Origin of the sequence: Candidatus Tisiphia endosymbiont of Neophilaenus lineatus, from assembly GCF_964264975.1 — a bacterium.
GTDB lineage: Bacteria > Pseudomonadota > Alphaproteobacteria > Rickettsiales > Rickettsiaceae > Tisiphia.
Genome location: NZ_OZ183649.1, coordinates 794,048 through 807,499, shown reverse-complemented (window position 1 = coordinate 807,499; position 13,452 = coordinate 794,048). Strand labels below are relative to the sequence as shown.

The 13,452-nt window shown below is 33.3% G+C and carries 14 protein-coding genes, 1 tRNA gene and 3 pseudogenes; 13 read left to right on the top strand and 5 right to left on the bottom strand.

The window, feature by feature from the left end; all coding sequences use genetic code 11:
* The first annotated feature begins 100 nt into the window (after positions 1 to 100).
* From ACFE3K_RS04810 to dnaQ, 5 genes and pseudogenes are all read left to right on the top strand, one after another.
* Positions 101 to 811: an IS6 family transposase gene (locus ACFE3K_RS04810; protein WP_375358470.1), complete on the top strand. Its 711-nt coding sequence runs from the start codon at positions 101 to 103 to the stop codon at positions 809 to 811.
* 187 nt (positions 812 to 998) lie between these two features.
* Positions 999 to 1,709, top strand: a pseudogene (locus ACFE3K_RS04805) (IS6 family transposase).
* Positions 1,710 to 1,839: 130 nt separating this feature from the next.
* The gene (locus ACFE3K_RS04800; protein ID WP_375358469.1) at positions 1,840 to 2,073 is read left to right on the top strand and encodes a hypothetical protein; all 234 of its coding nucleotides are present in this window, start codon (positions 1,840 to 1,842) and stop codon (positions 2,071 to 2,073) included.
* Positions 2,074 to 2,126: 53 nt separating this feature from the next.
* Positions 2,127 to 2,702 carry a dephospho-CoA kinase gene (coaE, locus tag ACFE3K_RS04795; protein WP_375358468.1) on the top strand — a complete coding sequence of 192 codons (576 nt, stop codon included), beginning with the start codon at positions 2,127 to 2,129 and terminating at the stop codon, positions 2,700 to 2,702.
* A complete protein-coding gene (gene dnaQ / locus ACFE3K_RS04790) occupies positions 2,690 to 3,385 on the top strand; it encodes a DNA polymerase III subunit epsilon (protein WP_375358466.1) in 696 nt (231 codons plus the stop codon). Before coaE ends, dnaQ begins: the two co-directional genes overlap by 13 nt.
* 101 nt (positions 3,386 to 3,486) lie before the next feature.
* Here dnaQ and ACFE3K_RS04785 read toward each other — a convergent pair whose 3' ends face one another.
* Positions 3,487 to 4,197: an IS6 family transposase gene (locus tag ACFE3K_RS04785; RefSeq protein ID WP_375358449.1), complete on the bottom strand. Its 711-nt coding sequence runs from the start codon at positions 4,195 to 4,197 to the stop codon at positions 3,487 to 3,489.
* 341 nt (positions 4,198 to 4,538) lie between these two features.
* Here ACFE3K_RS04785 and ACFE3K_RS04780 point away from each other — a divergent pair, with 341 nt between their 5' ends.
* From ACFE3K_RS04780 to ACFE3K_RS04770, 3 genes are all read left to right on the top strand, one after another.
* Positions 4,539 to 5,258, top strand: coding sequence for an IS6 family transposase (locus ACFE3K_RS04780; protein WP_375358465.1), 720 nt, complete (start codon positions 4,539 to 4,541; stop codon positions 5,256 to 5,258).
* A gap of 117 nt (positions 5,259 to 5,375) precedes the next feature.
* Complete coding sequence (locus ACFE3K_RS04775) at positions 5,376 to 6,458, top strand: LptF/LptG family permease (RefSeq protein ID WP_375358463.1); 1,083 nt, start codon at positions 5,376 to 5,378, stop codon at positions 6,456 to 6,458.
* A complete protein-coding gene (locus tag ACFE3K_RS04770) occupies positions 6,455 to 7,945 on the top strand; it encodes a UbiD family decarboxylase (protein WP_375358462.1) in 1,491 nt (496 codons plus the stop codon). The genes ACFE3K_RS04775 and ACFE3K_RS04770 overlap by 4 nt, the downstream gene beginning before the upstream one ends.
* 101 nt (positions 7,946 to 8,046) lie before the next feature.
* On the opposite strand, the gene ACFE3K_RS04765 is transcribed toward ACFE3K_RS04770, so the two are convergent.
* Entirely contained in the window at positions 8,047 to 8,529 is a 483-nt protein-coding gene (locus ACFE3K_RS04765) for a DDE-type integrase/transposase/recombinase (protein ID WP_375358461.1), read from the bottom strand.
* A 22-nt stretch (positions 8,530 to 8,551) separates the two neighbouring features.
* Here ACFE3K_RS04765 and ACFE3K_RS04760 point away from each other — a divergent pair.
* Positions 8,552 to 9,262 (top strand): annotated as a pseudogene (locus tag ACFE3K_RS04760) (IS6 family transposase).
* A gap of 106 nt (positions 9,263 to 9,368) precedes the next feature.
* A tRNA-Arg gene (locus ACFE3K_RS04755) sits at positions 9,369 to 9,445 on the top strand.
* 118 nt (positions 9,446 to 9,563) lie between these two features.
* On the opposite strand, the gene ACFE3K_RS04750 is transcribed toward ACFE3K_RS04755, so the two are convergent.
* Positions 9,564 to 10,274, bottom strand: a complete 711-nt coding sequence (locus tag ACFE3K_RS04750) for an IS6 family transposase (RefSeq protein WP_375358460.1) — start codon at positions 10,272 to 10,274, stop codon at positions 9,564 to 9,566.
* A 284-nt stretch (positions 10,275 to 10,558) separates the two neighbouring features.
* On the opposite strand from ACFE3K_RS04750, the gene ACFE3K_RS04745 reads away from it, so the two are divergent.
* Positions 10,559 to 10,714: a Sec-independent protein translocase subunit TatA gene (locus ACFE3K_RS04745; RefSeq protein WP_375358459.1), complete on the top strand. Its 156-nt coding sequence runs from the start codon at positions 10,559 to 10,561 to the stop codon at positions 10,712 to 10,714.
* A 59-nt stretch (positions 10,715 to 10,773) separates the two neighbouring features.
* Here the strand turns inward: ACFE3K_RS04745 and ACFE3K_RS04740 are convergent.
* Both ACFE3K_RS04740 and ACFE3K_RS04735 read right to left on the bottom strand, forming a co-directional pair.
* Positions 10,774 to 11,373: pseudogene (locus ACFE3K_RS04740) on the bottom strand (IS6 family transposase).
* A gap of 58 nt (positions 11,374 to 11,431) precedes the next feature.
* Entirely contained in the window at positions 11,432 to 12,133 is a 702-nt protein-coding gene (locus ACFE3K_RS04735) for an IS6 family transposase (protein WP_375359486.1), read from the bottom strand.
* Between the two features lie 104 nt (positions 12,134 to 12,237).
* Here ACFE3K_RS04735 and ACFE3K_RS04730 point away from each other — a divergent pair, with 104 nt between their 5' ends.
* Together ACFE3K_RS04730 and ACFE3K_RS04725 are read left to right on the top strand one after the other, a co-directional pair.
* Complete coding sequence (locus ACFE3K_RS04730; RefSeq protein WP_375358458.1) at positions 12,238 to 12,366, top strand: hypothetical protein; 129 nt, start codon at positions 12,238 to 12,240, stop codon at positions 12,364 to 12,366.
* 83 nt (positions 12,367 to 12,449) lie between these two features.
* Positions 12,450 to 13,160 carry an IS6 family transposase gene (locus ACFE3K_RS04725; protein ID WP_375358457.1) on the top strand — a complete coding sequence of 237 codons (711 nt, stop codon included), beginning with the start codon at positions 12,450 to 12,452 and terminating at the stop codon, positions 13,158 to 13,160.
* Positions 13,161 to 13,452 lie beyond the last annotated feature (292 nt).

Sequence of the window (13,452 nt, the reverse complement as noted above, 5' to 3'; positions counted from 1 at the left end):
TGGCACCGTCAAGTTAAGAGAAATGTAAATTAAGTATTGAGCAAATGTAGGGAATAATTTATAGATTATCAGTGACAATTGTTACCTAAATTTCAGTGCTATGTGTATTATTCAATCCCCAAAGAGACATCGTTTTCCAGTAATCATTATTAGCCATGCAGTATGGTTATATCATCGATTCAATAATAGTTACAGAGATGTACAAGAACAGATGGCCTATCGAGGTATTATTTTAAGTCATGAGACAGTAAGATTTTGGTGCAATAAATTTGCGGTTTATTTTCAAGATGTTATCAGAAAGCGAGAGAGGAAACCAACGGATAAATGGCATTTAGATGAGATGAATATTAAGATTAAAGGCGAGGTATTTATATTATGGAGAGCTGTTGACTCTGAGGGGCATGAATTAGAAGTATTACTGCAGAAGCGTCGTAACAAAAAATCAGCTATTCGTTTTTTATCAAAATTATTGGGTCATTATCCAGCTCCAAGAGTAATTGTTACTGATAAGCTCAGAAGTTACATTAAGCCGATTAAGCTTATGTGCCCTAAAACTGAGCATCGCACTCATAAAAGACTAAATAATCGTGTTGAGAATGCTCATCAACCAACTAGGCGCAACGAGAAGATATTAATTAAATTTAAGCATTCTAATTCAGCCCACTGTAAATTATCACTGATGGGAAAAGTCAGAAATATATTTGCCGTAAATGTTGGAAGATATAGTAAAACAGCAATTGAGCAAAGAATTGCATTTGCATCAGCTAAATCCATTTTGGACGAAGCCACTCAAAGACTTCTTGCTGCCTGAAATCTAAAAATATAGCTCTTTTTGATACTATTTTACTTAACTTGACGGTGCCAAACTATATGTATTGACCTTATGTATTTGTTGGTTAGGCACCGTCAAGTTAAGAGAAATGTAAATTAAGTATTGAGCAAATGTAGGGAATAATTTATAGATTATCAGTAACAATTGTTACCTAAATTTCAGTGCTATGTGTATTATTCAATCCCCAAAGAGACATCGTTTTCCAGTAATCATTATTAGCCATGCAGTATGGTTATATCATCGATTCAATAATAGTTACAGAGATGTACAAGAACAGATGGCCTATCGAGGTATTATTTTAAGTCATGAGACAGTAAGATTTTGGTGCAATAAATTTGCGGTTTATTTTCAAGATGTTATCAGAAAGCGAGAGAGGAAACCAACTGATAAATGGCATTTAGATGAGATGAATATTAAGATTAAAGGCGAGGTATTGATATTATGGAGAGCTGTTGACTCTGAGGGGCATGAATTAGAAGTATTACTGCAGAAGCGTCGTAATAAAAAATCAGCTATTCGTTTTTTATCAAAATGATTGGGTCATTATCCAGCTCCAAGAGTAATTGTTACTGATAAGCTCAGAAGTTACATTAAGCCGATTAAGCTTATGTGCCCTAAAACTGAGCATCGCACTCATAAAAGACTAAATAATCGTGTTGAGAATGCTCATCAACCAACTAGGCGCAACGAGAAGATATTAATTAAATTTAAGCATCCTAATTCAGCCCACTGTAAATTATCACTGATGGGAAAAGTCAGAAATATATTTGCCGTAAATGTTGGAAGATATAGTAAAACAGCAATTGAGCAAAGAATTGCATTTGCATCAGCTAAATCCATTTGGGACGAAGCCACTCAAAGACTTCTTGCTGCCTGAAATCTAAAAATATAGCTCTTTTTGATACTATTTTACTTAACTTGACGGTGCCCTCTTGCCTAACGATAATTTTTGTCAACAGAACCTAGTACTATACGATAGACAAGAAAGTATTATGCATATTTATTCAATGAAAAATATTGTAAAACATTTAAAATATGACATATCTTTTACATCTAAAGGTGGTAATTTGCTTATTGGTAATTTGATAACTTTTAAAAGAAAAGGGGGAAATGGTAAGTTATGTTCGCATAAAATAAAAACCGACCCAACTCACCCAGGTAATAACATTCAATTGCAACTGAGAATGTATGAATTTATAAAAGAAATGAAAAATTATGAGTTAGGTAATTACGTTATCTAAATTTAAATCCCTTAAAGTGAAAATTACTTAGAAAAAATAAAATATTTATTAGAATGATCGCGGTAGGAATCACCGGTAGTTATGCTTCAGGGAAAACTTTTGTCTTAAATTATTTAGCTAATCTAGGATTTATAACTTTTTCTGTTGACGAATATGTTAAGAACCTATACGAAGAGTCAGAAATACAAAATATGGTTCTTAACTTACTACCTGATCTAAAAAGCTTTGATAAAAGAAAAATTGCAGAGCTAATTTATGCTAATGATTCAGCAAGAAATAAACTGCAAAATTTTATTCATCCATTTGTAGTGGAAAGTTTGTTTCTTTTTAAACAGCAAAATAGTAAATCAGAGATTACATTTGCTGAGATACCATTACTTTTTGAAGCTGGATTTGATCAATATTTTGATTTTTATGTTACAATATTCTGCTCAGAAGAATCTAGATTAAAACGTGCAATGTCTAGAGAGGCTTTTAATTTAACAGCTTATAATAAAATAGCACAAATTCAATTGCCACAACAGATTAAAATAGAAAAAGCAGATTTTGTTATTAATACTGATGTTAATCTAGTAGATTTAGATAAACAAATAACTCAACTAATAGAAAAATTAAAATGCAGCAATTAAGAGAAGTAATTTTAGATACTGAGACAACTGGTTTAGACCCCAAAAATGGTCACCGAATTGTTGAGATTGGTGCTCTTGAGATGGTTAATAAAGTTTTAACCGGCAAACATTTTCATTTTTATATTAATCCAAAGCGAGATATGCCGACGGAAGCTTATCGAATACATGGCATATCGGGAGAATTTTTAAAAGATAAACCACCTTTTGAAGAAATTGTTGACGAGTTCTTAGGGTTTATTAGCAATAGCAGACTTATTATACATAATTCAGCATTCGATATTAAATTTATTAATTATGAGTTATCTCTGCTCAAAAGACCTTCTACAGAGTATTTAGAACTTTCCAATATTATCGATACTCTTGCTTTAGCTCGGAAGATGTTTCCTGGAATGAAAGCTAATCTTGACGCATTATGTAAAAGATATAAAATTGACAATTCCTCACGTAAGTTGCATGGGGCACTTAAAGATGCGGCATTACTGGCAGAAGTTTATGTTGAACTTACTGGAGGTAGGCAGATAAGTTTCAATATTAATAGCCAAAAGGCACAAAATATAGACGAGTTAGTGGTTCAAACTACTATGGCAAATAAAAAGAATACTATAGTTATCAAACCAACTAAGGAAGAGTTACAAAAACATAAAGAGTTTTTGTCAAAAATTCTTTCTCCAACTTGGTTGTAGAACCAGTGTGCGAAAGTGAGAATGACATATATACTCTTCTGCTTTGAAGGGCACCGTCAAGTTAAGTAAAATAGTATCAACAAGAGCTATATTTTTAGATTTCAGGCAGCAAGAAGTCTTTGAGTGGCTTCGTCCCAAATGGATTTAGCTGATGCAAATGCAATTCTTTGCTCAATTGCTGTTTTACTATATCTTCCAACATTTACGGCAAATATATTTCTGACTTTTCCCATCAGTGATAATTTACAGTGGGCTGAATTAGGATGCTTAAATTTAATTAATATCTTCTCGTTGCGCCTAGTTGGTTGATGAGCATTCTCAACACGATTATTTAGTCTTTTATGAGTGCGATGCTCAGTTTTAGGGCACATAAGCTTAATCGGCTTAATGTAACTTCTGAGCTTATCAGTAACAATTACTCTTGGAGCTGGATAATGACCCAATAATTTTGATAAAAAACGAATAGCTGATTTTTTATTACGACGCTTCTGCAGTAATACTTCTAATTCATGCCCCTCAGAGTCAACAGCTCTCCATAATATCAATACCTCGACTTTAATCTTAATATTCATCTCATCTAAATGCCATTTATCAGTTGGTTTCCTCTCTCGCTTTCTGATAACATCTTGAAAATAAACCGCAAATTTATTGCACCAAAATCTTACTGTCTCATGACTTAAAATAATACCTCGATAGGCCATCTGTTCTTGTACATCTCTGTAACTATTATTGAATCGATGATATAACCATACTGCATGGCTAATAATGATTACTGGAAAACGATGTCTCTTTGGGGATTGAATAATACACATAGCACTGAAATTTAGGTAACAATTGTCACTGATAATCTATAAATTATTCCCTACATTTGCTCAATACTTAATTTACATTTCTCTTAACTTGACGGTGCCACCAAATCCATGTAGTATACTATAAAATTTCTATCCACTAAGTTAAAAAATACAATTATACCTTCTGCTTTAAAAAATTATTGTTTTATAACCCATTAAGGTTCTATATAACTCATTCGTTGCCACCTAAAATGCCTCCTAGCGGCACCGTCAAGTTAAGAGAAATGTAAATTAAGTATTGAGCAAATGTAGGGAATAATTTATAGATTATCAGTGACAATTGTTACCTAAATTTCAGTGCTATGTGTATTATTCAATCCCCAAAGAGACATCGTTTTCCAGTAAGCATTATTAGCCATGCAGTATGGTTATATCATCGATTCAATAATAGTTACAGAGATGTACAAGAACAGATGGCCTATCGAGGTATTATTTTAAGTCATGAGACAGTAAGATTTTGGTGCAATAAATTTGCGGTTTATTTTCAAGATGTTATCAGAAAGCGAGAGAGGAAACCAACTGATAAATGGCATTTAGATGAGATGAATATTAAGATTCAAGTCGAGGTATTGATATTATGGAGAGCTGTTGACTCTGAGGGGCATGAATTAGAAGTATTACTGCAGAAGCGTCGTAATAAAAAATCAGCTATTCGTTTTTTATCAAAATTATTGGGTCATTATCCAGCTCCAAGAGTAATTGTTACTGATAAGCTCAGAAGTTACATTAAGCCGATTAAGCTTATGTGCCCTAAAACTGAGCATCGCACTCATAAAAGACTAAATAATCGTGTTGAGAATGCTCATCAACCAACTAGGCGCAACGAGAAGATATTAATTAAATTTAAGCATCCTAATTCAGCCCACTGTAAATTATCACTGATGGGAAAAGTCAGAAATATATTTGCCGTAAATGTTGGAAGATATAGTAAAAAACAGCAATTGAGCAAAGAATTGCATTTGCATCAGCTAAATCCATTTTGGACGAAGCCACTCAAAGACTTCTTGCTGCCTGAAATCTAAAAATATAGCTCTTTTTGATACTATTTTACTTAACTTGACGGTGCCGATTTGGTAGATAATAGTACTGTGATAACTCATTCGAGTATACATATTTGAAAGACTATAAATGATTACAGAATGTTAATATATAAACGTTATATAATAAGAAATATTGTACCATCCTTGGTGATAATTATTTTCTCGATCACTAGCCTTGTATGGATTACTCAGATATTAAAGTTTTTGTACTTAATTGATAAAGGAATAAAAGCTCAGGATTTCTTAAATTTAATTATTTTAGTTATTCCATCTTTGCTATTTATTTTACTACCTTTTGCAACTATTATCACTATTATTTATACTTATAATGCTTTAAGTGAGAGGCGTCAGATAATTATTCTGCAAAATTTGGGATTAAGTAATATACAACTAGCTAGTCCAGCATTGATTGTAGCTTTGACAGTTACGTTATTTGCTTATTATATTTCGATTAGTTTATTGCCATTATCTTATGCAAAGCTTAAATCAGATCTTAATTTCATGAAAAATAATTATGCATCCACTCTACTAGATGAGAAGACATTTAATACAATTTCTAAAGATATCACAGTTTATTTTGATAAAAAATTGGCTGATGGTACTATGAAAGATTTAATCCTTTTTGATAATCGTAAACATGATAATCATGCAATTTTATTTTCTAGATTGGGGATATTTAAAATATATAATAACTCTTCGTTTTTCCAACTAAAAGATGGAGCGAGACAGGAATATGACTATAATGGTAATTTAACTAATTTATCATTTGATGTTCTAACAGTAGAATTAGTCAGTAATGATGCTAAAAGATTGGTAAAGGAAGAGTATAGTCGAGAAATCAATGAATATTATATTCATGAATTATTAAAACCCAACAATAATCTATCAAAGCAGAGACAGATTAAATTAGTTGCTGAGGGACACCAAAGATTGATTTGGCCAATGTATAATGTTGTACTTGTTTTTCTAACATTGTCGGTTTTTTTAAGACAGCCTTATAATAAAAAATCTAGTCTGAGGCAGATTCTAATTACAGCACTTTCTGCAATAATTATCACATATTTACACTTTGTATTACAAAATCTTGCTTCTAAAGATTCAAATTTTATCTTTGCTTGTTATGCTAACATTATTATTGCTATTATTTTAAGCCTGTATTTATATTTTCGTAAAATTATATGAGTTTTCAAGATTTACCACAATTCCTAAAAATTTTAGAGCAAAATGGTCTCCTAAATCGTATATCTTATCCTGTATCATCTAACCTTGAAATAACAGAAATCAGTAGAAGAGTTTTAAAAAAAGATGGTCCTGCTCTTTTGTTTGAAAATGTTATTAGAGATGATGGGACTAAGTCTGATATGCCAGTTTTAACTAATTTATATGCCAGCACGCGGCGGATTGCCTTAGGACTTGGTTTAAAAAATATAGAAGAGTTGAGGAAATTTGGTGAATTGCTAGCTTTTCTTAAAGCACCAGAACTACCTTCTTCCTTTAAAGAAACCTTTGCTATGTGGCCACTCGCCAAAAGAATATGGGCCATGTCACCCAAGATTTTGTCAAAAGCTCCTTGTCAAGAAGTGATAATTAATGATCCTGATGTTAATATATTGCCGATACAAACCTGCTGGCCTCTTGATATTTCGCCACTACTTACTTGGTCAATAGTTGTTACAAAAGGACCTAGCTTAGAAAAAATAGATAATTTTAACCTTGGTATATACCGAATGCAAGTAGTAGAGCGTAACAAACTTATTATGCGCTGGCTTAAAATGCGAGGTGGAGCTCAGCAACATAAGCGTTGGCAATCAGCAAAGATTGATCCTTTCCCTGCTGCAGTGGTTATTGGGGCAAGTCCTGCCGTGACTATGGCTGCTGTTATGCCGCTACCCGATAATATGTCTGAGTATAATTTTGCTGGATTATTAAGAGGTAAGTCAATTGAACTGGTAAATTGCGTCAGTATAGATATGAAAGTGCCAGCTCATAGTGAAATTGTTATTGAAGGGCATGTAAGTTTTGATGAGTATCTACCAGAAGGACCATTTGGCGATCATACAGGTTACTATAATGACGTTGAATATTTTCCAGTGTTTAATGTTAAGACTATTACCATGAAAAGACAACCTATATATTTAAGTACTTATACTGGTAAAGCCCCAGATGAGCCATCTATACTTGGTGAAGCATTAAATGCAATGTTTATTCCGATAATTCAACAGCAATTTCCAGAGATCGTTGATTTTTGGTTACCACCTGAAGGTTGTTCTTACAGAGTTGCTGTGGTATCTATTCGTAAGGCTTATGCAGGTCATGCAAAAAGAATAATGATGGGGATTTGGTCATTTTTAAGACAATTCATGTATACAAAATTTATTATTGTGGTAGATGATGATATAGATATTCGTGACTGGAAGGAAGTGGTTTGGGCAATATCTACTAGGGTAGATCCTTCTAGGGATACTACTTTTATCGATAATTCACCAATAGATTATCTTGATTTTGCCTCACCTGTGTCTAGCCTTGGTAGTAAAATGGGAATAGATGCAACTAATAAAATAGTCCCAGAAACTAATAGAGTTTGGGGTAAGAAAATAGAAATGACTAGTGAAGTCGTTGAAAAGATTGACAAAATTTGGGATATGCTTGGTATATCCGCAAAAACTTGAAATAATTTTTTCTTAAAACACTTAGTGTTAGAAATTTATAGTATATATTGGCACCGTCAAGTTAAGTAAAATAGTATCAAAAAGAGCTATATTTTTAGATTTCAGGCAGCAAGAAGTCTTTGAGTGGCTTCGTCCCAAATGGATTTAGCTGATGCAAATGCAATTCTTTGCTCAATTGCTGTTTTACTATATCTTCCAACATTTACGGCAAATATATTTCTGACTTTTCCCATCAGTGATAATTTACAGTGGGCTGAATTAGGATGCTTAAATTTAATTAATATCTTCTCGTTGCGCCTAGTTGGTTGATGAGCATTCTCAACACGATTATTTAGTCTTTTATGAGTGCGATGCTCAGTTTTAGGGCACATAAGCTTAATCGGCTTAATGTAACTTCTGAGCTTATCAGTAACAATTACTCTTGGAGCTGGATAATGACCCAATAATTTTGATAAAAAACGAATAGCTGATTTTTTATTACGACGCTTCTGCAGTAATACTTCTAATGGCACCGTCAAGTTAAGAGAAATGTAAATTAAGTATTGAGCAAATGTAGGGAATAATTTATAGATTATCAGTGACAATTGTTACCTAAATTTCAGTGCTATGTGTATTATTCAATCCCCAAAGAGACATCGTTTTCCAGTAATCATTATTAGCCATGCAGTATGGTTATATCATCGATTCAATAATAGTTACAGAGATGTACAAGAACAGATGGCCTATCGAGGTATTATTTTAAGTCATGAGACAGTAAGATTTTGGTGCAATAAATTTGCGGTTTATTTTCAAGATGTTATCAGAAAGCGAGAGAGGAAACCAACTGATAAATGGCATTTAGATGAGATGAATATTAAGATTAAAGGCGAGGTATTGATATTATGGAGAGCTGTTGACTCTGAGGGGCATGAATTAGAAGTATTACTGCAGAAGCGTCGTAATAAAAAATCAGCTATTCGTTTTTTATCAAAATGATTGGGTCATTATCCAGCTCCAAGAGTAATTGTTACTGATAAGCTCAGAAGTTACATTAAGCCGATTAAGCTTATGTGCCCTAAAACTGAGCATCGCACTCATAAAAGACTAAATAATCGTGTTGAGAATGCTCATCAACCAACTAGGCGCAACGAGAAGATATTAATTAAATTTAAGCATCCTAATTCAGCCCACTGTAAATTATCACTGATGGGAAAAGTCAGAAATATATTTGCCGTAAATGTTGGAAGATATAGTAAAACAGCAATTGAGCAAAGAATTGCATTTGCATCAGCTAAATCCATTTGGGACGAAGCCACTCAAAGACTTCTTGCTGCCTGAAATCTAAAAATATAGCTCTTTTTGATACTATTTTACTTAACTTGACGGTGCCTTTTGCTATAATAGAGCTCTTGTCTAATGATTAATCTTCAAAATCAGTAAAAAAGAAGCCGTAGCTCAGTAGGATAGAGCAAGCGATTCCTAATCGCTAGGTCGGAGGTTCGAATCCCCCCGGCTTCGCCAAATAAATGTAGTAAATTCCCTACATTTCCATATTTTTTTCTAATATTTTAGAACGGCACCGTCAAGGGCACCGTCAAGTTAAGTAAAATAGTATCAAAAAGAGCTATATTTTTAGATTTCAGGCAGCAAGAAGTCTTTGAGTGGCTTCGTCCCAAATGGATTTAGCTGATGCAAATGCAATTCTTTGCTCAATTGCTGTTTTACTATATCTTCCAACATTTACGGCAAATATATTTCTGACTTTTCCCATCAGTGATAATTTACAGTGGGCTGAATTAGGATGCTTAAATTTAATTAATATCTTCTCGTTGCGCCTAGTTGGTTGATGAGTATTCTCAACACGATTATTTAGTCTTTTATGAGTGCGATGCTCAGTTTTAGGGCACATAAGCTGAATCGGCTTAATGTAACTTCTGAGCTTATCACTAACAATTACTCTTGGAGCTGGATAATGACCCAATAATTTTGATAAAAAACGAATAGCTGATTTTTTATTACGACGCTTCTGCAGTAATACTTCTAATTCATGCCCCTCAGAGTCAACAGCTCTCCATAATATCAATACCTCGCCTTTAATCTTAATATTCATCTCATCTAAATGCCATTTATCAGTTGGTTTCCTCTCTCGCTTTCTGATAACATCTTGAAAATAAACCGCAAATTTATTGCACCAAAATCTTACTGTCTCATGACTTAAAATAATACCTCGATAGGCCATTTGTTCTTGTACATCTCTGTAACTATTATTGACTCGATGATATAACCATACTGCATGGCTAATAATGCTTACTGGAAAACGATGTCTCTTTGGGGATTGAATAATACACATAGCACTGAAATTTAGGTAACAATTGTCACTGATAATCTATAAATTATTCCCTACATTTGCTCAATACTTAATTTACATTTCTCTTAACTTGACGGTGCCTTTAACAATTATGCGTCAAACCGCTTTAAGCCTGATTGTTTACATTCTAATTCCAATTTCGGATTAATCAAATTAATCCGAAATTGATGTTGATGATAAATTTGTATTTTTTTATGCTAGATCAAATTAACTATTTGCTATAATATTATAGGTAATTCTAACTTAAAACTTATAAAATTGATATTATGGGAATGAGCTTCAGCCACTTATTAGGGATCTTATTAATCATCTTAGTGTTGTTTGGAGCTGGTAAGTTGCCTCAAGTGATGTCAGATCTTGCAAAAGGTCTGAAAGCTTTCAAGGAAGGAATGAAAGACATTGATAAGAAAAAAGATGAATAACCTGTTTGGCACCGTCAAGTTAAGTAAAATAGTATCAAAAAGAGCTATATTTTTAGATTTCAGGCAGCAAGAAGTCTTTGAGTGGCTTCGTCCCAAATGGATTTAGCTGATGCAAATGCAATTCTTTGCTCAATTGCTGTTTTACTATATCTTCCAACATTTACGGCAAATATATTTCTGACTTTTCCCATCAGTGATAATTTACAGTGGGCTGAATTAGGATGCTTAAATTTAATTAATATCTTCTCGTTGCGCCTAGTTGGTTGATGAGCATTCTCAACACGATTATTTAGTCTTTTATGAGTGCGATGCTCAGTTTTAGGGCACATAAGCTTAATCGGCTTAATGTAACTTCTGAGCTTATCAGTAACAATTACTCTTGGAGCTGGATAATGACCCAATCATTTTGATAAAAAACGAATAGCTGATTTTTTATTACGACGCTTCTGCAGTAATACTTCTAATTCATGCCCCTCAGAGTCAACAGCTCTCCATAATATAAATACCTCGCCTTTAATCTTAATATTCATCTCATCTAAATGCCATTTATCAGTTGGTTTTCTCTCTCGCTTTCTGATAACATCTTGAAAATAAACCGCAAATTTATTGCACCAAAATCTTACTGTCTCATGACTTAAAATAATACCTCGATAGGCCATCTGTTCGGCACCGTCAAGTTAAGTAAAATAGTATCAAAAAGAGCTATATTTTTAGATTTCAGGCAGCAAGAAGTCTTTGAGTGGCTTCGTCCCAAATGGATTTAGCTGATGCAAATGCAATTCTTTGCTCAATTGCTGTTTTACTATATCTTCCAACATTTACGGCAAATATATTTCTGACTTTTCCCATCAGTGATAATTTACAGTGGGCTGAATTAGGATGCTTAAATTTAATTAATATCTTCTCGTTGCGCCTAGTTGGTTGATGAGCATTCTCAACACGATTATTTAGTCTTTTATGAGTGCGATGCTCAGTTTTAGGGCACATAAGCTTAATCGGCTTAATGTAACTTCTGAGCTTATCAGTAACAATTACTCTTGGAGCTGGATAATGACCCAATAATTTTGATAAAAAACGAATAGCTGATTTTTTATTACGACGCTTCTGCAGTAATACTTCTAATTCATGCCCCTCAGAGTCAACAGCTCTCCATAATATAAATACCTCGCCTTTAATCTTAATATTCATCTCATCTAAATGCCATTTATCAGTTGGTTTTCTCTCTCGCTTTCTGATAACATCTTGAAAATAAACCGCAAATTTATTGCACCAAAATCTTACTGTCTCATGACTTAAAATAATACCTCGATAGGCCATCTGTTCTTGTACATCTCTGTAACTATTATTGAATCGATGATATAACCATACTGCATGGCTAATAATGATTACTGGAAAACGATGTCTCTTTGGGGATTGAATAATACGGCACCGTCAAGTTAAGAGAAATGTAAATTAAGTATTGAGCAAATGTAGGGAATAATTTATAGATTATCAGTAACAATTGTTACCTAAATTTCAGTGCTATGTGTATTATTCAATCCCCAAAGAGACATCGTTTTCCAGTAATCATTATTAGCCATGCAGTATGGTTATATCATCGATTCAATAATAGTTACAGAGATGTACAAGAACAGATGGCACCGTCAAGTTAAGAGAAATGTAAATTAAGTATTGAGCAAATGTAGGGAATAATTTATAGATTATCAGTAACAATTGTTACCTAAATTTCAGTGCTATGTGTATTATTCAATCCCCAAAGAGACATCGTTTTCCAGTAATCATTATTAGCCATGCAGTATGGTTATATCATCGATTCAATAATAGTTACAGAGATGTACAAGAACAGATGGCCTATCGAGGTATTATTTTAAGTCATGAGACAGTAAGATTTTGGTGCAATAAATTTGCGGTTTATTTTCAAGATGTTATCAGAAAGCGAGAGAGAAAACCAACTGATAAATGGCATTTAGATGAGATGAATATTAAGATTAAAGGCGAGGTATTTATATTATGGAGAGCTGTTGACTCTGAGGGGCATGAATTAGAAGTATTACTGCAGAAGCGTCGTAATAAAAAATCAGCTATTCGTTTTTTATCAAAATTATTGGGTCATTATCCAGCTCCAAGAGTAATTGTTACTGATAAGCTCAGAAGTTACATTAAGCCGATTAAGCTTATGTGCCCTAAAACTGAGCATCGCACTCATAAAAGACTAAATAATCGTGTTGAGAATGCTCATCAACCAACTAGGCGCAACGAGAAGATATTAATTAAATTTAAGCATCCTAATTCAGCCCACTGTAAATTATCACTGATGGGAAAAGTCAGAAATATATTTGCCGTAAATGTTGGAAGATATAGTAAAACAGCAATTGAGCAAAGAATTGCATTTGCATCAGCTAAATCCATTTGGGACGAAGCCACTCAAAGACTTCTTGCTGCCTGAAATCTAAAAATATAGCTCTTTTTGATACTATTTTACTTAACTTGACGGTGCCATCAAGCCAGTTTTTACTTACGTCTAGACCTATTATTTTATTCATGATATAATCTCCTTCTTCTTATTGTGCAAGGCTGCTCTTTTTAAGACCACCTTCTGCAATTTGTTCAAGGTAAACTACCAAAAAGAGGGTACTTATTCTCTTAGCGACTATTTTAGTCAAGGTCTATTCAAGTCACCCTCTTTAATTACTTATAACACATTTGTAAGATATAAGGTCTATTATAAAATACCAGAA

Coding starts and splice junctions, on each gene's coding strand:
- ACFE3K_RS04730 (WP_375358458.1), top strand. CDS start 12,238: ATGTGTATTATTCAATCCCCAAAGAGACATCGTTTTCCAGTAATCATT.
- ACFE3K_RS04725 (WP_375358457.1), top strand. CDS start 12,450: ATGTGTATTATTCAATCCCCAAAGAGACATCGTTTTCCAGTAATCATT.
- ACFE3K_RS04750 (WP_375358460.1), bottom strand. CDS start 10,274: ATGTGTATTATTCAATCCCCAAAGAGACATCGTTTTCCAGTAAGCATT.
- dnaQ (WP_375358466.1), top strand. CDS start 2,690: ATGCAGCAATTAAGAGAAGTAATTTTAGATACTGAGACAACTGGTTTA.
- ACFE3K_RS04770 (WP_375358462.1), top strand. CDS start 6,455: ATGAGTTTTCAAGATTTACCACAATTCCTAAAAATTTTAGAGCAAAAT.
- ACFE3K_RS04775 (WP_375358463.1), top strand. CDS start 5,376: ATGTTAATATATAAACGTTATATAATAAGAAATATTGTACCATCCTTG.
- ACFE3K_RS04785 (WP_375358449.1), bottom strand. CDS start 4,197: ATGTGTATTATTCAATCCCCAAAGAGACATCGTTTTCCAGTAATCATT.
- ACFE3K_RS04800 (WP_375358469.1), top strand. CDS start 1,840: ATGAAAAATATTGTAAAACATTTAAAATATGACATATCTTTTACATCT.
- ACFE3K_RS04810 (WP_375358470.1), top strand. CDS start 101: ATGTGTATTATTCAATCCCCAAAGAGACATCGTTTTCCAGTAATCATT.
- ACFE3K_RS04745 (WP_375358459.1), top strand. CDS start 10,559: ATGGGAATGAGCTTCAGCCACTTATTAGGGATCTTATTAATCATCTTA.
- ACFE3K_RS04780 (WP_375358465.1), top strand. CDS start 4,539: ATGTGTATTATTCAATCCCCAAAGAGACATCGTTTTCCAGTAAGCATT.
- coaE (WP_375358468.1), top strand. CDS start 2,127: ATGATCGCGGTAGGAATCACCGGTAGTTATGCTTCAGGGAAAACTTTT.